Annotated in this window: 12 protein-coding genes; 2 read left to right on the top strand and 10 right to left on the bottom strand. The window is 40.5% G+C overall.

Features of this window, described 5'->3' with window-relative positions; all coding sequences use genetic code 11:
* Positions 1-56: 56 nt before the first annotated feature.
* The 4 genes from scpA to udk all read right to left on the bottom strand — a co-directional run bounded on the left by scpA (position 57) and on the right by udk (position 4,633).
* Positions 57-2,231, bottom strand: coding sequence for a methylmalonyl-CoA mutase (scpA, locus tag B9Y87_RS02385; RefSeq protein ID WP_085495800.1), 2,175 nt, complete (start codon positions 2,229-2,231; stop codon positions 57-59).
* Positions 2,232-2,310: 79 nt separating this feature from the next.
* The gene (locus B9Y87_RS02390) at positions 2,311-3,693 is read right to left on the bottom strand and encodes a methylmalonyl-CoA mutase subunit beta (RefSeq protein ID WP_085495802.1); all 1,383 of its coding nucleotides are present in this window, start codon (positions 3,691-3,693) and stop codon (positions 2,311-2,313) included.
* Positions 3,686-4,018 (bottom strand): FtsB family cell division protein, encoded by a 333-nt coding sequence (locus tag B9Y87_RS02395; RefSeq protein ID WP_085495804.1) that lies wholly within the window; start codon positions 4,016-4,018, stop codon positions 3,686-3,688. Before B9Y87_RS02395 ends, B9Y87_RS02390 begins: the two co-directional genes overlap by 8 nt.
* Positions 4,019-4,024: 6 nt before the next feature.
* A complete protein-coding gene (gene udk, locus B9Y87_RS02400; RefSeq protein WP_085495806.1) occupies positions 4,025-4,633 on the bottom strand; it encodes a uridine kinase in 609 nt (202 codons plus the stop codon).
* A gap of 369 nt (positions 4,634-5,002) precedes the next feature.
* Between udk and B9Y87_RS02405 the strand changes: the two genes are divergently transcribed.
* Positions 5,003-5,947 (top strand): serine hydrolase, encoded by a 945-nt coding sequence (locus B9Y87_RS02405; RefSeq protein ID WP_085495808.1) that lies wholly within the window; start codon positions 5,003-5,005, stop codon positions 5,945-5,947.
* 126 nt (positions 5,948-6,073) lie between these two features.
* Positions 6,074-8,929, top strand: a complete 2,856-nt coding sequence (locus tag B9Y87_RS02410) for an Npt1/Npt2 family nucleotide transporter (RefSeq protein ID WP_245808624.1) — start codon at positions 6,074-6,076, stop codon at positions 8,927-8,929.
* Here the strand turns inward: B9Y87_RS02410 and B9Y87_RS02415 are convergent.
* The 6 genes from B9Y87_RS02415 to B9Y87_RS02440 all read right to left on the bottom strand — a co-directional run bounded on the left by B9Y87_RS02415 (position 8,919) and on the right by B9Y87_RS02440 (position 18,690).
* Positions 8,919-10,178, bottom strand: coding sequence for a serine hydrolase (locus B9Y87_RS02415; protein WP_085495809.1), 1,260 nt, complete (start codon positions 10,176-10,178; stop codon positions 8,919-8,921). The genes B9Y87_RS02410 and B9Y87_RS02415 overlap by 11 nt on opposite strands.
* A gap of 1 nt (position 10,179) precedes the next feature.
* The gene (locus tag B9Y87_RS02420) at positions 10,180-13,086 is read right to left on the bottom strand and encodes a PEP/pyruvate-binding domain-containing protein (RefSeq protein WP_085495812.1); all 2,907 of its coding nucleotides are present in this window, start codon (positions 13,084-13,086) and stop codon (positions 10,180-10,182) included.
* A gap of 220 nt (positions 13,087-13,306) precedes the next feature.
* Entirely contained in the window at positions 13,307-14,596 is a 1,290-nt protein-coding gene (locus tag B9Y87_RS02425) for a flexirubin biosynthesis putative acyl-CoA ligase FlxY (protein WP_085495813.1), read from the bottom strand.
* A complete protein-coding gene (locus B9Y87_RS02430) occupies positions 14,596-16,266 on the bottom strand; it encodes a C45 family autoproteolytic acyltransferase/hydrolase (protein WP_085495815.1) in 1,671 nt (556 codons plus the stop codon). Before B9Y87_RS02430 ends, B9Y87_RS02425 begins: the two co-directional genes overlap by 1 nt.
* 14 nt (positions 16,267-16,280) lie before the next feature.
* Positions 16,281-17,153 carry a cupin-like domain-containing protein gene (locus tag B9Y87_RS02435; protein ID WP_085495818.1) on the bottom strand — a complete coding sequence of 291 codons (873 nt, stop codon included), beginning with the start codon at positions 17,151-17,153 and terminating at the stop codon, positions 16,281-16,283.
* Between the two features lies 1 nt (position 17,154).
* The gene (locus tag B9Y87_RS02440) at positions 17,155-18,690 is read right to left on the bottom strand and encodes a phytoene desaturase family protein (RefSeq protein ID WP_085495820.1); all 1,536 of its coding nucleotides are present in this window, start codon (positions 18,688-18,690) and stop codon (positions 17,155-17,157) included.
* Between the last annotated feature and the right edge of the window lie 74 nt (positions 18,691-18,764).

Raw genomic sequence — 18,764 nt, forward strand, 5'->3', positions numbered from 1 at the left:
AGATGCAATATGATATGAAGGGTAAACCTGTTATTTCCTATGGGGAACTATGGACATTATGAGCTTAGGATTTTCAAAATTTCGATGGCCGTATCGCTTATTTTTGTTCCGGGTCCAAAAATAGCTGCTGCTCCTGCTTCATATAAAAAATGGTAGTCCTGTTTAGGGATAACCCCGCCCACAATAACCATTATATCGTCTCGCCCATAAGCTTTCAATTCCTGCAGTACCTGAGGTACCAAAGTCTTATGTCCTCCTGCTAGGGAAGAGATCCCCAGCACATGGACGTCGTTTTCAACAGCTTGTTTTGCTGCTTCGGCCGGGGTTTGGAAGAGGGGACCAATATCTACGTCAAAACCAAGATCGGCATATCCCGTTGCCACAACCTTGGCACCACGATCGTGACCGTCCTGCCCCATTTTGGCAATCATTATTCTAGGTCTACGACCTTCCTGTTCGGCAAAACTGTCGGCCATTTGCCGGGCTATGCCAAAACTGTCATCTCCTTCTATTTCCTTTGAATACACCCCGGTAATCGAATTTATAATTGCCCTATGCCTCCCGAAGGCATTTTCCAACGCTGAGCTGATCTCGCCCAGCGTAGCTCTTGCCCTGGCAGCCTTAATAGCTAAAGCTAAGAAATTTTCCTCTTCTATGGCATTTGGGTTGGTAGTTTTGGTGGAATTGGGATGCATTCTTTCTTTTGCAACTTTGGTAAGTGCTAAAAGTGATCGTTGTACTTCTTGTTCATTTCTATGGGCCTTGACCATTTCCAAACGTGCCAATTGCTGTTTTCTTACCTCGGCATTGTCCACTTCCAGTATTTGAAGGTCATCCTCTGTTTTGGACTGGTATTTATTAATGCCAACAATGATATCCCTGCCACTATCTATACGGGCTTGTTTTTTTGCGGCTGCCTCCTCTATCCTCAATTTTGGAATTCCTGCGTCGATGGCCTTGGTCATTCCCCCCAATTCTTCCACTTCTTTTATCAGAACCCATGCCTTGTGTACCATTTCCTCAGTCAACTTTTCCACATAATAACTGCCGGCCCAAGGGTCTACGGTTTTGGTGATTTCGGTCTCGTTTTGTAAATATAATTGGGTGTTTCTGGCAATACGCGCAGAAAAATCCGTTGGCAGGGCTATGGCCTCGTCCAAGGCATTGGTATGTAAGCTTTGGGTGCCGCCAAAAACTGCTGCGGCCGCCTCTATGGTCGTTCTGGTAATATTGTTGAAAGGGTCCTGTTCGGTTAGGCTCCATCCACTGGTTTGGCAATGGGTCCTTAGGGTAAGCGACTTCTCATTTTTTGGGTTAAATTGTTTTACCAATTTGGCCCAGAGCATTCTGCCGGCCCTCATTTTGGCGATTTCCATAAAATGATTCATCCCGATTCCCCAAAAAAAGGATAATCTTGGGGCAAAATCATCAATATTCAATCCGGCTTTTAAGCCTGTTCTTATATATTCCAGTCCATCGGCCAGGGTATATGCCAATTCAATATCGGCAGTGGCCCCAGCTTCGTGCATGTGATAGCCAGATATGCTTATACTATTGAATTGGGGCATAAACTTGCTGGAATATTCTAAAATATCGGCTACGATCTTCATGGATGGGGCAGGAGGGTAGATGTAGGTGTTCCTTACCATAAATTCCTTAAGAATATCGTTCTGTATAGTTCCGGAGAGATTTTTTGGTAAAACTCCCTGTTCCTCCGCTGCAACAATATAAAATGCCATTATGGGCAACACTGCTCCGTTCATGGTCATGGAAACCGACATCTCATCCAATGGAATATCCTGAAATAAAATTTTCATATCCTCCACGGAATCAATGGCAACGCCGGCTTTACCAACATCGCCCACCACCCGGGGATGATCGCTGTCATATCCTCTATGGGTTGGTAGATCAAAAGCTACTGATAACCCTTTTTGTCCGGCCTTGAGATTTCTTCTATAAAATGCGTTGCTTTCCTCTGCAGTAGAGAATCCTGCATACTGCCTTATAGTCCAAGGTCTGGTAACGTACATAGTGGAGTAGGGCCCACGAAGAAATGGCGGTATACCAGCAGCGAAATTTAAATGTTCCAAATCCTCGGCATCTTCCTTGGTATAGTTTTTTTTCAGGAGTATTCCTTCCGCGGTCTCGTATGGCACAACGGAATCCTGATCCGGAATACTCTTTTCCGGAACGGACTTCAGTTGAATATGTTGAAGATTTTTTCTTGCCATGTTATAGTTCGTCTTGTCCTAAACTTTACCTATTCGTTTGGAATTAATATTACTTTTTAAAAACAGTAGCGGGAAGCTTTTATTCCGTTTTTAATCGCTCCTGTTCCCATTCTTCGGACAATCTTTTTTCTAATATTGGTTCTATCAAGGTTTTGCGGGTATTGGTTTTTACAAAGGGGTATAATTCCAATTCATCCTTCATTTTATCCAATCTGGAGGCATATTTGTTGGTACCTACGAGGATTTTATCGCGCCGGTTAAAACTTTGCTGTTCTTTGGTGGCGCTTTCCTTTATTTTTTTCTGAATGAGATGTTCCTTTAATTGGACAAGAAATCCACCACCTGCTTCAATTTGTTTAAATAATTCCAATGCTTTGGATGAGAGTTGATGGGTTATTGTTTCAATATAATAGGCCCCATCGGCTGCATTGTTCACCTTGTCAAAATAACTTTCATTTTTTAGGATCAACAGTTGATTTCTGGCCATTCGCTCCCCAAAATCATTATCCTTATGGTATATGGCGTCATAGGGTGTGTTTAACACTGTGTCTGCTTCCCCAAGAATGGCCGACATACATTCCGTTGCCGTGCGAAGCATATTGGTGTTGTAATCGTACAAGGTTTTATTTCTCAAAGTGGGGGTAGCCATAATATGACAATGCTCCAAAGCCCCATATTCATTGGCTAAGGTTGCGAACAAAATGCGTAAGGCCCTTAATTTTGCTATTTCAAAGAAATAATTGCCACCAATAGGAACCTTAAAGGTCATCACTGCGCTTTTTAGCTTGTCTTTATGGTGGTCGTTTAAGTGGTTCAAATATTCATTGGCATGTGAAAGGGCATAGGCCAATTGCTGCACCATATTAGCTCCGGCATTTCCGTAAAGTGCCACATCAACTCCCAAGGTTTGGTCGTGATTTAAATTTAGAATTTCCTCTAGTATTTTGTGGTCCTGATCCAACTTGTAGTGCCAGTTGCCATTTCTGGCCAGATGCCCAATAATATCAATGTTGGTAAAGATTTTTTTATGTTGGTTTTTCGTGGCCGCCAAAAGCGATCTTGCAAAGGCAAAAGATAGAAATTGTAGATTGAAATGGATATATGTTTTGCCTAGGTCAATTTCATAAAGCAGTTCAGGAATATTTATTTCTGTGGAAGGAATGGTAAAATAAATACTTTCAGCTCCCTTGGCTATGGCATCCAAGGCTTTTTTGTTGGCCATTTTGGCGTTCCCGGCGTATATGCCCTGTGCTATGCTCCAACCATTTCCTTTTGGCAATTCGGATAGCTCAAGCGACTTTAGGTCTTCGGAGTTGTAGAAGGGTTTTACCTTAATGCCTTCGGGAGACTCCCATACCAATTTCTTGTTGTAATCCTCACCTTGCAACTCGTACTGGATCTTTTGCTTCCAAGCTTTGGAAGAAATCTCGTGAAAATCGCTAAAGGGTTCGGATTTACTCATCGTCCTTGGTTTTTACACTATCCTCATATTCTATTAAATAAATTTCCTCATTTTTCTTTTTTAGATAGTATTGTTCCCTTGCAAATTTTTCCAACTCTTCAGGGTCCGATAGCTTTTCTATAATTTTTTTATCCTTGGCTATTTCTTCATGTAAAAATTCTTTCTGCTTTTCCAAGTTGTTTATTTGTTTTTTAAGCTCCCAGTGTATAAGGAGGGAGTTGGTGTCAAAAAAAACCATCCAGACCACAAAAACCGTGAGTACCAGTACATACATATTGGTAACCACCCCAAACCATTTTTTTTTTCTTATCCCTTTTATTCCCATTGGTGACTAACTTAACTTTTCATTGATTATGGTCCTTACAATGTCTATGGCTACAGTATTGTATTTATTGTTAGGAATTATAATGTCCGCATATTCCTTAGTGGGTTCAATAAACTGATTGTGCATAGGTTTAAGCGTATTTTGATAACGCGTTAAAACTTCGTCCAAATCCCTGCCACGTTCGGTGATGTCTCTTTTTAAACGTCTTATCAAACGTTCGTCCGAATCTGCATGTACAAAGATCTTAATGTCGAACATCTCCCTGATCTGGGGGTTTGTCATGATGAGGATACCCTCTACGATCATTACCTTTCTTGGATGGGTTAGAATGGTATCGTTGGTACGGTTGTGCTTAACAAAAGAGTAAACGGGTTGGTGAATTGGAATACCTTTTTTTAAATCCTGTAGATGGCTTCCCAACAAATCGAAATCTATGGCACGGGGATGGTCAAAATTAACCTGTGTACGCTCGTCATAGTTTAAATGTGAAAGATCGCAATAATAGGAATCTTGGGAAATAACCCCAACTTCCTCATATGGCAATTCATTTATAATTTGATTTACCACCGTAGTTTTTCCACAACCTGTTCCACCGGCAATCCCAATAACCAACATGTATTTCTAATTTGTTCCAAAAATAACAATTTGCAAGCAAACCTTAATGATTAAAATAGATGCCTTGCCCATATAAGCGTAAACTTTTTATCCGCCTATAACGTAGGTATAAGAACCGTTGGTAATTTGTATATTTATTCTGCGACCTGTTGGATCAATTTTTTATCAATCTGTAATTAATTTAACAGTTAAAAATCAGATAATGATAAAATTAGCGTTATATTCTTTAGGTGTAATTTTTTTATTGAAGTTTAAAAATTAACAGATATCCAACACAAATATGGAATATATTTGATCGTTTTTTGGGTAGTTCTTTTTTATAGTGATTCGTATTATTTTTCTTTTTAAACAGTATTTTATTATTCATTTATGACGGGTAGAACTAATTTTATATTCAAAGCACGCCTGGTGGTAATGTTGGGCGTCTTTTTTTGCTGTGGTTTGGCATACTCTCAAAAAGATTTGCCCATAAATATAGACGATTCTAAAGTAAAGCCCCTCCCCAGTTTGGTAAATAGCGATTTGCAGAAAAGCTTGGAAAAGGAGCTCATGTCCAACCCCAACTGGAAGTCATTGATGAACAACAACAAAATGGCTGTTGGAATAGTGGACCTGTCCAATCCCGAAAACGCAAAATATGCCAGTATAAATGGGGATTATATGATGTATGCCGCCAGTTTGCCTAAAATAGCGGTGCTCTTATCCTCAATGGACGCTATAGAAAAAGGGGAATTAAAGGAAACACCGGAAATAAAGAAGGATATGCGCTCCATGATTAGCAAATCCAACAACGAGGCCACTACCCGAATGATAGATCGTTTGGGTTATGATAAAATACAGTCCGTTATGACCGATCCAAAATATATGTTCTATGACGAGAGTCGGGGCGGAGGATTATGGGTTGGTAAAAGATACGGAAGTGGAGGGGATACCAATAGGGAGCCCTTAAAGAATTTGTCCCATGCTGCCACTGTAAACCAAGTATGTAGGTATTATTATCTATTGGCCAATGGAAAATTGGTGAATAAGGGCAGGTCCAAACAAATGTTGGATATCATGGGAGATCCTGAATTACATCACAAATTTGTGAATACTTTGGACAATATCGCTCCCGATGCCAGATTGTATAGAAAGTCCGGCTCTTGGAAAACCTTTCATTCAGATTCAATTTTGGTTTGGGGAAATAATCCCAATCGCCGTTATATTTTGGTCGCTTTGATAGACGATGCAGGAGGTGAGCAAATTATTAGGGACTTGGTGAGGCCTGTAGAAAAGGTATTGAAGGCAGAGCGTATACATTTTGCCGTTAACTAGGTTCCTTTAGTATATTTCCTTTTGTTTATTCGTATAATGTTTGCCAATGAATTAATTTTGGCCCTGATCTTCTATGGATTGGTTTTAGATAGGAGTGCTGTTGGATATTACTAAAACGCATGAAAATTGAACTACCTTATTTCATTTATTAAAACGTTTCAAACCTATATTCTAAAGGCATTTGATTTAAAAGAGGAGGAACTCACCAAAACACTTCTGCTTCAATTAAATATTTTCCTCATTATTACGGTTTTATTGATAGTAAAACCTACTATAAATTCACTTTTTCTTTCTGAACTTTCTTCGGATGCACTTCCGTTGGGCTATGTTTTAACTGCTGTAATGGCGGTGTTGGGTTCATTTTTTTACGACAGGGCCTTGGAAAAGTATCCTTTGAATATTATTGTGGATCGTACCTTGATCGGGTCCGTTATTTCTTTGGTCATATTTGGATTGGCCTTAAATTTCGACCTCGGCTATGGATTTGCATTGTATATACCTTATATCTGGGTGGCTATTTTTGGCTTGTTGACCGCTTCCCAGTTTTGGGTAATGGCAAATCTGGTCTATAACGTTAGGGAAGCCAAGCGTGTATTTGGGTTTATCGGTGCCGGTGCCATTGGCGGGGGAATATTTGGGGGGTATTTAACCTCTTTGTTGACCAATATTCTTAACACTGAGGACCTGTTGTTTGTTGCTGCAACCTTATTGATATGCTGTTTGCCCATTACCCGTTATATCTGGAAAAACGAAGTATTGAAACTCAACCCTTTTCAAGTTTCCAGCCGCTCCAACCCCAAGGCCGAGTCCCCTTTTAGGTTGATCAAGCAATCCAAATTACTTAGCTTAATTGCGGTAGTCATAGGAATAAGTGTTTTGGTGGCCAAATTGGTAGATTACCAGTACAGTGATTACGCCTCCAGGTTCATTAAGGACCAGGATGAATTAACATCCTTCTTTGGTTTTTGGTTTTCCACTTTGAGCGTTATTTCACTACTGATACAATTGTTTCTCACCAAACGTATTGTAGGAACCTTTGGCGTAGGCAAATCCCTACTTTGGTTGCCTTCGGGCATATTGTTGGGGTCTTTTCTTTTGTTGATCGTGCCACAACTTTGGGTGGTGGTATTTATCAAAATTGTGGACGGAAGTTTAAAGCAGTCCGTTAACAAGGCTGCCACGGAATTACTTTCCATACCCATTCCGATAGAAATTAAAAAGAAGACCAAGACATTTACAGATGTGGTCGTAGATAGTATAGCCACAGGGATGGCGGGCTTTATTCTGATCTTTTTTATTAATGGTCTGGATATTTCATCTACCTACATTAGTATCATTATTATAGGGCTAATTTTAATCTGGTTGTACTTTATATATCATTTGAGGAACGAATATATCATTTCTTTCAAGAGCTTGTTGGAATATAACCCCGCAAGAAAAGAGAAGGCTGCCAAATCTGAAATAAAGGTTACCTCTATTATAGAAACTGTAATCCGGGTGTTTGAAGCCGGGAACGAGAATCAGATATTGCATATGTTGCATAAAACATTGGAAGTAAAGGATGAACGTTTCTTTTATGGGATTAAGGCCTTGTTGAACAATCCGTCTGCCAAGGTAAGGGCTTTGGCCATTGAAAATCTATATTTTTTGAATACGGAAAATTTATGTCCTGTTGTAGAGCCCATGATCTATGATAAGGATCAACAAGTGACCACTTCTGCGTTTCGGTATTTATTGAAGCGCTATCAACAAAACCCTGTGGAACTTTTGGACAAATATTTGTCGGTAGAAGACAATACCATTGCCAATGCCACCCTGGTTGGCTTGTCTATGGAATTGCGAAATAATAGGGTACTGCAGGATCGATTTGGTTTGGAACAAAGAATTGAAAATACCCTTGCCCAATTATCGCAAACCAGTATAGAGCTGGAAAGGACGAACAAGATTCTGGCCATTCTTGAAACCATTGGGAATGCCAAGGTTGAAAGATTCTACCCTGTAATCAAGACACATATATATTCCGATAATGTTCCAATTGCAAATACCGCTATTTTGGCGGCATCAAAAACCTTGGACAAACAGTTTATAGACCTAATAATTTCCAGATTATCTGGTAAGGATACCAGAAAATCGGCAACGGAAGCCCTCTACTTTTACGGGGAGCCCATCATAGATATTTTGTTCGAGGGTTTAAAAACGGATAGCATTGATCCCGACGATAGCGCCTACGTGGTCATGGTTATTGGTAAGTTCGATTCACAAAAGGCCATCAATACCTTGATGAAACTTACCGATGATATGGAACATACGGTAAAAATTGAAGCTATTGAAGCCTTAAAACACCTTAAATGGAAACATCCCCACCTTAAAATCAGGGATAGGTTTATTGTAGATAAGATTTTGGACGAGTGTCACCTGTACCAAAGTACCCTGTCCGTAATCCACACCCAAATAGTACTACAGTATAAAAAGAACCCGGAAAAACTGGAGACCAAGGAGGAAAATGAGGCCAGAAATGGACTTATCCATTTATTGGAATTGAGGTTGGACAGGCAATTAAAACGAATTTTTCAATTTTTGGGGGTAAAATACCCGCCGCAGGATGTGGACCCCATCTTAAATGCCATACTTAAAGGTCAGGAGGAACAACGTATACATGCCATTGAATTTTTGGACAATATCCTGGACATACAACTCAAAAAGGAATTGATTCCTGTTGCCGAAAGCATTATACAAGTTGGTGTTATTTCCGAAGAAAATCTGAAAAATTTGAACGTAAAGGTACTTAGTGAATCCGAAAGTTATTTGGCCTTATTGAAACGTAAGGATATTAAGTTGAAACTGGCGGTGCTTTACCTGATTGAAAAAACCAGAGACCCCAAATTTACCTCCCTATTGGAAATGGTTTTGGAGGATTCCAATGAGAAGGCCAGAAAAAAGGCGGCCGAAATCCTGCGTAATTTTAAAAGGATTAGCGCTTAATAATCTTGTCGATGCTACTGGCCAAGGTCATGTGGTCCGTTGCCGAATTCTTTCGCAGTACGTTGGTCATAAGTACCACCATATACCTGCAATTGTCCGGATGTTCTACAATGGCTACAGAATTCATGAAGTTGGTAACATTGCCCATATATTTTCCACAGGCCTCTCCTGTGCTTCTATCACATTTATATAAACTCCCGGATTTGAAATATACCGCAGCAGGCTTCAGGGCAGGGGATTGTGCGTACCTTATCCTGCGGTCCGTCATATACATAAGGCGTTTCATTTCCAAGCTGGATTCTTCGTCTACCACCTTGCCCTGCTCCAACTGGATCAAGAATTTCATCAACCCTAAGGGAGACCCTATACTTCCGCCTTTATCTCCTACATAGCGGTTGGGACCCGAGGTGAAAAAGCTGCCCAAACGCCATTCGTCACTTGTAATTCCTAGTTCCCGTAAGGGTAGGTTTACCACGTCATTGGCCAAATCTGTCAATTCCTTTTTTGGGGTTGTGGTGAAGTAGGTATCCGCTTCTTCCTGTGTTAGGGTGGGATAGGATTCCCCGAAGGCGGCCATCAATAAGGCTTCCCGCCATACAATGCTTGCCGCACCGTTATTGCTAACGGAAAGCATATGGTCTGCCCATTCAAACAAGGTAAAAACATCACTTGCTATTACCTGTCTTTTAAGCAGTTTGTTCGTTTCCAAATTAAAAATGGGCACAGTGTGCTCATCCGTTAATCCCCACACGCCAGATTTTACGGATTTGGATCGTAAAAGGTCCAAACGCTTTTCAAAGGAATCCGGATATATTTTTTTTAATTGGGTAAACAAAGCTACCATTACGGCCAGTTTACCAACACTTCCCGGTTGATATCCGGCAGTTTCGTTTCGCTTGGCATATCTAATGCTGTCAATATCCGAAATATCCAATACGGTGATGGAGTAACTCTTGTCCAATCCCCTAAAGAGCGCATTGATGTCCTTTTGGAATTGTTCATCCACGCTTAGAAAGGCGGCAGTGCTGTCCTCTTTTTTGGATATTAGGTTAAGCTCAATGTCCATGTAGGACTTTTGGGCCCCTGGAGGAATAACGGTGGTAGATTTTAGCTCCCCACTTTTAACGAGCTCCAGATACCTCAACCGTTTTATCCCAGTATGCAAATACCCATCAATGGGGTAATAGCTCATGGTGGTAAAGGCCGAACATATCACTATTAAAACAACATATTTAATATTCTTTTGCATCTTATATTTTTTTAGAAAGCGGAATGTTTTTGTCCAAATCGATTTTTGGCGTAATAGATTCCAGATAATTGGAACTTAAGGCTTTTTTATTCTCTACAAAAGGGCGAATTTGAAACAGCCATAACTTATTGTTTTGGAATCCCAATTCCACATCATAAGCCCCTTCATAATCCGATTTGGTTTCGGTAGCCATAGTTTCGCGAATTGTTTTGGCTAATACCCTTATTTCCTCAATGTTTTTTTGGTTTAGGATGAAATTCTCAAAGGTTGACATGCTTTTTTCGGTTCCCCCCGCTGCTGGAAGTCGATTGTGGTACATTTCCCTCGCGGGTGCCAAAAGTTGGGTTCCTCCAGTTTCCTTGACCAAGTAGGTTTCTGCCGATTGGCCATCCACAGCGCCACCGGCCCCCCGGCTAAAGGCAATGGTAAGGTCCTCCGGATTGCCGGAACTTATCCCCTTGGTGATCAATACCCCCGAATAATCCACATCCACACTGGGGATTACCAAAATGGAAGGGAATACATTTTCAGGGTTTAGAAGGTATTTCTGACGCCATTTAAAACTGCGTTCAGAATAAGGGGATGCCCAAACATCCTTGATTCCTGAAATAATTTTTTCCTTGGCAGCAACATTGAAAATAGTGAGGTTCAATCCGGCCCCTGTAAAATTCTTTAAATCTTCCATGTTGGTGTCACTTCTTAGAAAAACTGGGATTTCGCCAATTGCTTTTCCCAATACATCCTTAAACCCCTCTTCCAGTTGGGCAATGAATTCGGCCTTCATTGGAATTTTTTTTATGGCCTCCCTTAGGATTTCCAGTTGCCTAAGCTGATAGTTTTCTACCTCGCCATCCGCAATGCCTTGGGTGCGCATGGTCTCGGCCTCTTTGAAGGTGGAGTTTAAAAAATCCCAATAGCTTCTCTGTTGGTCGGGCATGGGTTGGTCCATATGGTCCCTAAAGATTCCGAAGGGAATTACCAGACCTTCGACCACCATTTCCGGGAACATTTTTTTTAACTGTCCCAAATTGGCCGCTTTTGGACCGCAAAGTTTACCGGAATCCTCAGCGTCTACTGCCCTAAGGTTAAGTATGGCATTTTCGTCCAATCGTATATTCTCTATGGGTACTTCAATTCTTTCCTCTTTGCGCTCTACCTTAGTAAATAAACTGCGTTCTTCCTCGGACATGTCTATTTCCGGCTTCATAATAACATTGCCCTTGTTGGACACTGCATAAAACACCTTTTCCCCGTTAAATTTTTGAAGACTTTTAAGATTTTCATCGCTCAGCGCGGCATTGGGGATACCCATATTTCGTGCCAATAATTGCACATGAGACACCATATTCCCTTCGGATACCGTAGCAATTCCGGCAACTGGCTTAAGATCTGATGGTGGACGTTGAAAAATATAGATTTTATCGGAAGTTACCTCAATGTCATCTGGAGAACCCCCTACCACTACCAATTCCCCTAGGGCATATCCTGGATTTAGGCCTCTTAGGCTACTTTGATTTTCAATGTCCATCACCTTATTGGTCAGAGAGGATTCTTGGGCAATGATATCGCCCAATTCTCCTACGGTTTGACCCAAATATAGTGCAATGGAACCTCGAATTTTATCATCAATAAATCCATAAGCCTTAGGTTCAAATGCCGTGTAAATATCCACAATTTCCTGATAATTGGCCTTTACCATGGAAGAGCTCCATTCCACTTCCCTACGCGCATTTTCCAATACGGTGGTAAGCTGTCCTAGAGACATGCTTCCACTATTGGTTCCCCTTAGGGATAGGTCCAATTCTTCCCATTCGGCCAGTTCTATATATCCGGCACCGGCATTCGCCATACCCAAATAGCAGACTTTGTCCAATAAACCATTTAGGTCCTCCGGTTGCCATTGGGGAGAATTCTTAAATATTACTTCTTCCAATTTTAGTGAGGCGTCCAATAACTGAAGCCGTGCGGCCGCACTTACTTCTTTTAGAATGGCCTGCCTTATCTCTAATAGCAATTCTGCAGTAGCGGGTATGAGCACAGCTGCATTTGCTTCCCCACTATAGCTGGTAGCAAAGTTTTTTATGGCAACTCCAATAGGGCTATCCTCTACAAGAGCTGTGTTTTTTTGTATTTGCGCAATATCAACCGGTTTGTAGAAATTGGCCATGGTAGACACCAGGGCATCAATTTTTACTTTTACCTCGCTGTTCAGTTTGTTACTGTATTTGGACTTAAAATCCCTTACTTTATTTATATCCCCGGCATCGGGCTGACTATGGATTTTAACCCTTAAGTCCATAAATTCCGGGACCATGTCCGAAATTACCTTTGAATCGCTCCTTATTTTTTGGGATAGATTGTCGTCACCGTTATGGGGTATATCCTTTAAGGACTGTCGAATAAGATAAAAATTTTGAACTACATTTTGAGTATCGGATAATAGCCATTTATAAAAATTCACCCCCCATGCCTCTTCGTCCTCTGCCTGTATGGCACCGCGATAGAACTGCCCTTTTTCTAGGATCCAGCCATTATCAACAGTTTTTAAATATTTGTCCAATTGATACTGTTTAAGACGGGAATGGTTGTTTTCTGCGTCCCAAAATTCCTCCTTGGAAGTGTAGGCCAAAATTTGTCCCAAAAAGAGGTGGTTGCTCTTTCCTAAATCGATAATAGAATTTTTATAGGTAGCGTGCTGCACTCCAGGACCTATATTATCTGGACATGGGTCTTTGGGTTGGCGAATGCTTCCATCGGTACAGAACCAGCGGATTTCTTTATATGGTCCACGGATATCTTTTTTGTAAGAGTTGATCAAATCCTTTATTTCCTGATTGCCCAATTTTTGTCCGGGACTTATTAAAGGAAAGCAGAATAGTAGGATATATATAAATATATGTTTTTTCATAGCGTTGTAATGGCAGTATAAAGTGTAATCAAATGTAATACCAATTTTAATGCAAATATATGTTTGAGTTAAGTTTCGATTCCTTAATTAAAAAACTATACATATAGGCGGGAAATGGTAAATGTTGTGGTATATAGCCTGTATGGCCTTAGAATGTAAGCAATTGATGGAAGATTTACAAATTGATTTTTTTTGGCGGTTAACATGCCCAAGCAGTCACTTAGAGTCGATGGTCTATTACAATAACTGGTTTTCTGCTCATTTTGGGAAATCGCAGCTCCTGAAGGGTTTTAAAATCGTGGAATTCAATTTTGGGGAGCACCCTTAGTTTTGCCCTAAAGTGATCCTTGATGGTCTGTAATAAATCATTTGTAGGATTGGAGGTAGCTATTTTAATACATATTTCATCGGTTCCAATGTCATTATGGTCTATTTCGATTACAAAGGCGTCTATTTCATTAAAATAGTTGAGTACGTTGTACATGGCCGGAGGGTATAGCGTGGTCCCCTTGTATTTTATCATTTGTTTCTTCCTGCCAATAACAGGGCCTAAGCGAGGCGTATTTCTTCCACAGGAACATTTGGAAGTGTGTGCCTGGACAATATCGCCGGTTTTAAATCTCAGCAAGGGCATACCTTCAACTCCCAAGGTGGTAATGGTAAGCTCTCCAGGCATTCCTTCTTCCACTTGCTTTTCTTCGTCGTCCAAAATTTCGATGATGATCAATTCCGGATGATGGTGGCCGCCTTGCATTGCCGAACACTCTGTAAAGGCCGTACTCATTTCCGTGGAGGCATAAGTGGAGTAGAGGGGAATGTTCCAATCTTTCTTAATTTTGGCCGCAAGGGTGTTTAACGAAAAATCTTCATTTCGTAGTGATTCCCCTATACAAATAGCCCCTTTTATCCCGGCCTTATTGGGGTCAATGCCGTGTTGATGGGCGTATTCTATGAGCTTCAACAAAAATGAAGGAACCACGATAAGGTAGGTGGGCTTAAACTTAAGGATGGAATCCCATTGAAGTTCGGGAATTCCGGCGCCTACCCTTATAATTCCAGCGCCTAGCTCCCTTGCTCCCAAAAAATAGGCCAATCCGGCCATAAATCGTCTGTCTATTGTTGTGGTCAATTGCAAAATATCGTTTGCCGTAACTCCGGCACAATCAAAAGAAATGGCCTCGTTATAGGCCAAACGATTAAGGTCATTGTCTGTAAGGGCAAAGGTAACAGGTTCGCCCAGGGTGCCGGAAGTAGTTACATAATCTATAATCTTGCGCCTATCCACGCATAAGAAATCATCGTTAAATTGTTGTAGATCCTCTTTGGAGGTAGTAGGGAGTTTGGCAAGGTCTGCCAAGGTTTTTATATCGCTGGCCTGTAAATTATGTTCCCTAAAAATTCTTTTATAATAGGCAGAGTTCTGGGTAATATAGTTGATGAGCTCCCTTAAACGCTGTTCTTGTAACTGTTGAATTGCCTCTGCCGATGCTTTTTCGATTTCAGGAATCATTATTTTAATTTACGTTTTAGTCTTCGAATATACGAATGTACCACAGCTTTCTCTGGAACTGTTGTAATTTCTTTTGTACTAGCTTCCATAAAGTTGTTTAGGGCCGCTCTAAAATATTTTCTTTTGTAATTATAGAGGCCTATCCAATAATGCGTTTCCCAAAATTGGGGATTCAATCTTTTGAATTCCTCAAGAAATTGGGGAGTCAAGTGTTTGTTGTCTGCAACGGCTAGTTTAATTTGGTGAATTTCAACACGGTACTTTTCATAGTTTTGGTAGGCTTGGGTATACAGAAAACTATCTTTTTCAATATTCTTATTAGGGATGGAAAGCGTTGATCCTATTCTGCTATTTAAGCTGTCCTTAAAAATTTTGTTTAGGTCATAGGCCACAAATTCCCCTAATTGGTAGGGATTGGAGGACACCCAAACCAATCGCTGCTCTGGTTTAAACACAATACCATGATGTGCCAATAGTTGGTTTAACGCCTTTTCATTGCCATAGCCAATATCGTTATCCTTAAGTCCTTCCCTGTTTCTAAGGATGTCAACAGCAATTGCTGGGGTTATTTTCTTATGGTCTCCCAATAGTTCTTCCATGCGTTCATATCTGTATTGGGTATGGCTTTCAAATATATGTTTCTGGTTGTTTTTGTCATTTGCATAGGCATTGCTCTGAAAGTGGTTGGAGCAGATCAATTGAGTGGAATTGGGAACTTCATATACACCAAAATTGTGCGGGGAGACTTCGATTATCATGGCCTTTTTATCCCTGGCACTGCCAACGAGAATAGATTCTGATACAAAAACCTGTCTTTTTTTTGCGATGGACACAGCCTCCTCCAGAGTAGCGGCATATTGTAAAATTTCCCTGGTAAGAATACTGATAGGTGTTTTGGCAACCAAGGGAATTTTGGATTTTCCCGCATTGATGGTAACTGTTAGACCATGTTCGTTCATTCCAGAGACCACTCCCGTCATGCCCGCCCAGGTAACGGACATAAATTTGTGGCCTTCTGTAGGGTCTAGGAAGGAAATTATTTTATTTTTGGCAAAATCATCCCCTGCGTAAAAGTCAAAATTGCGACCAAGGATCAGACTTCCATCCTCAGATTTATCGCCCCAGACGGCAAAGGAAGAACAGCCAACAAGGGCTAAATCCTGAAGGGCATGCCCTATATCATGGGCGCCATGAAGGTAAAGTACCCTTGAATAGGGATCTGCTATGTCATTAAAGTTTTGGGATGCATATCGGGAAAGTCCCCAAATTTCGGCTTTAATTTCCTCGGGAATGTTCTTGTACATTTTTCTATTGTACCAAGCCAAGAATTTTCTCAGGAAATATCTTTTGGTTTTGGAAGGGACCAATTCTTCTACCTTGGATAAAAATATTGCCTCCTGTTCTTGAAACAGGTCTTCCGTCAAGGCTCCGGTAATTAATCCCCTTTGCAATGGATCTCCGGATACATAAAGTTCCCACAGACCTTGTTTGTTTTTGGTCAGGGAGTTGTTGGAATAAATATAGGAAGAATCCGAGGTTTTTGTTATTTCCGGAATTTCAGGGTTGTAGGTGCTTAAATTGGGCCTATCCTTTAGCGATTTTGAAACACCACAAGAACTAAAAAGCCCAATTAAAATAGCAATACGTACAATCCATCTAATCCGGTACATCCTAATTGCTTAATTTATTCTTTTCCAAACCTGTTATTGGTTTTTACCAGCATCCTGTTCTCCTTGAAATCTACCCATTTCTGACCCCAAATTTTCCTCATGGTATTCTCAAAAGGTCTCATAAAAAATAGATTTCCAAACATTTTGGACAACAATACGGGATGTTTTGGCAAGGCCCTTAAGGTAATGGAAAATCCACCATCCAGATATTTAATATAGTGCCAGTAACCACTGGGCATATAAAGGGCGTCCCCATGTTTCATCTCCACATATAACCCTTCTGCCTTTTTTAGGGCTGGATAGCGATCAAAATCAGGAGCATCCATATTTATGGATTCCAAATTATGGACAGCAAATGGAACCTTGTACAGGTATTTCGTCTGTTCGGGCGGAAACAAAAGCACACTTTTGTGTCCGTGAAAATGGAAATGAAGCAGGTCTGACAAGTCCATGTCATAATGGGGAAGCACCACAGAACCTTCACCTCCAAAAAACATAACTGGCAGGCGTTTAAAAAATTTCAATCCAATATCCGGGTAATGTATATCCTTAATAATTTCTGGCATTTTATCCAGGATATTATAGAAAAAAATACGCAGGTCCGTTGGTTTGGTTTTAAGAATTTCCAGGTAGTCGTACAACTTCATTTCCGTTACTGGGGCAGCAGAGTTTTGTTTGCCTTTGGTAGGTTCGTTGTTGTACAGGGGAACCACTTGGTCGCCCGCCTTTTTCTGTATGTAATCTATATTCCATTTCTGGCGTGCAGGCCAGTCCGAGGTGAGGTTTTCAATTAAAACAGGGCGTTGGGTTTTGTAATACTGATTAATAAAATCCTCTTTGCTAATAGAACTGACCCTTGTTATAGGAATGGTTTTAATCTGTCCCATATTAAACTTCTTGCGCTTTATTGACTTCCAAAATTTTTTCCAATAAATAATCCTTTCCCACTAACTCGGAACAGGTAATAATTGCTCCAATGGTCACTCCCAAGATTCCGTGCATGTTTAAACTTTGACCGGTAAATAGCAGGTTTTTGATTTTTGTCCTAGGGGAAACAAAGGAGTGTAGTGGATTGTTTACGTCTTTTACATAACCGTACATGGACCCATTATGGGATCCTATATAATCCCTATAGGACAATGGGGTGGAGGCATATACGGTTTGAATACAATCTCTAAGGTTGGGGAATTTTTTTTCCAGTTCCGCAATAAAAATCTCTGTTTTATAGGCCTTGAACTCTTCATATGTTTGTCCTCTATCATTTTTGGAGGCTACCGTGTTAAAAGTGTCCTGCCAATACTTAACCTCATCAAAATTCATATAGGTCATAGCTATTAAACTATCTCCCCATCCATCATCCTTTTTATTAATGCCCATAGAGACCATATATCCCTCTGGCCAACTTTCCTGAGTATAATTCTGTGCATCCCAAACCCGATCTCCATATTTAAAATGATAAAAATTCTTATTGTGATATTTAAAGGATTTGGGTTTTAGGACAATGTATACGCTAAAGGCCGAAATAACACTTTCAATATTGTTTATTCTGTTGGTGTAGGATTTTCTAAAATTTTCCTCACCGACCATTTTTAAAGTAAGCTTGGGTTCTATATTCGAAATGAATATATCACCGTTTATCTGTTTTCCATTTTTGGTTTCCACCGAAGTGATTTCCCCGTTTTCTACATTAAATTTGGAAACTTCATGATGTTTGAAGGTGTCGCCCCCAAATTTCTTTAATTGTCTAATAAGAACTTTGGTAATCTGACTTCCCCCATTAACACATCTGTAGGCGCTTTCAATATAGGAATTTACGGATAGGGCATGTACATAGAAAGGGGAGCGTTCCCCGTCACCTGCATATAGGAAATTTGTCCCTGCAAACACGGCTTGTAATTTCTTGTTGTTGGTAAGGGAGTTGATATAGGTTTTGGCATTCAGTTTAAAAACATCGTCTTGTCCATAGGAAGGATTGCCGTTGTTCAAATTGTATAAGGGAAACTTGGAACAGGTTTCCCTTAATTTTTTACTGTAGGTTTTTATTGCCTTTTCCTCCTCCGGAAATTGGCTCAGTAGACTTTTTTCGAACCGCTCATAACCTTGGGCGTGCTTGTACTCCGTTGGGTCCCCTTCAAACGTGATCACATCAAAACCGTCTTCATCCAATTTTTTAAGTTTCAACTGGTCCATGATGCCCAGATATTTAAAATATTGGTTCAGGTTTTGGCCTTCTGATAGTCCGCCAATATAGTGCACCCCTGTATCAAAGATGGTTTTGTCCCGGACAAAGGTTTGTAGGTTGCCTCCAAATTGATTGTTTTTTTCTAAGACACAGACACTATAACCTTCTTTGGCCATTATCAGGGCAGAAACCAATCCCCCTAATCCGCTTCCAACAATTACAATGTCGTAATGTTCTTTCATAAATGGTATTCTTTACAATTTTCAAAACCAATGTTCAAAATTGGCTTTTGGCAGGTCTTGCTCCCTTATAATAA

This window comes from Arenibacter troitsensis (assembly GCF_900177645.1).
Lineage (GTDB): Bacteria > Bacteroidota > Bacteroidia > Flavobacteriales > Flavobacteriaceae > Arenibacter > Arenibacter troitsensis.

Coding starts and splice junctions, on each gene's coding strand:
- B9Y87_RS02415 (WP_085495809.1), bottom strand. CDS start 10,178: ATGCAAAAGAATATTAAATATGTTGTTTTAATAGTGATATGTTCGGCC.
- B9Y87_RS02395 (WP_085495804.1), bottom strand. CDS start 4,018: ATGGGAATAAAAGGGATAAGAAAAAAAAAATGGTTTGGGGTGGTTACC.
- B9Y87_RS02405 (WP_085495808.1), top strand. CDS start 5,003: ATGACGGGTAGAACTAATTTTATATTCAAAGCACGCCTGGTGGTAATG.
- udk (WP_085495806.1), bottom strand. CDS start 4,633: ATGTTGGTTATTGGGATTGCCGGTGGAACAGGTTGTGGAAAAACTACG.
- B9Y87_RS02435 (WP_085495818.1), bottom strand. CDS start 17,153: ATGGGACAGATTAAAACCATTCCTATAACAAGGGTCAGTTCTATTAGC.
- B9Y87_RS02420 (WP_085495812.1), bottom strand. CDS start 13,086: ATGAAAAAACATATATTTATATATATCCTACTATTCTGCTTTCCTTTA.
- B9Y87_RS02440 (WP_085495820.1), bottom strand. CDS start 18,690: ATGAAAGAACATTACGACATTGTAATTGTTGGAAGCGGATTAGGGGGA.
- scpA (WP_085495800.1), bottom strand. CDS start 2,231: ATGGCAAGAAAAAATCTTCAACATATTCAACTGAAGTCCGTTCCGGAA.
- B9Y87_RS02430 (WP_085495815.1), bottom strand. CDS start 16,266: ATGTACCGGATTAGATGGATTGTACGTATTGCTATTTTAATTGGGCTT.
- B9Y87_RS02425 (WP_085495813.1), bottom strand. CDS start 14,596: ATGATTCCTGAAATCGAAAAAGCATCGGCAGAGGCAATTCAACAGTTA.
- B9Y87_RS02390 (WP_085495802.1), bottom strand. CDS start 3,693: ATGAGTAAATCCGAACCCTTTAGCGATTTTCACGAGATTTCTTCCAAA.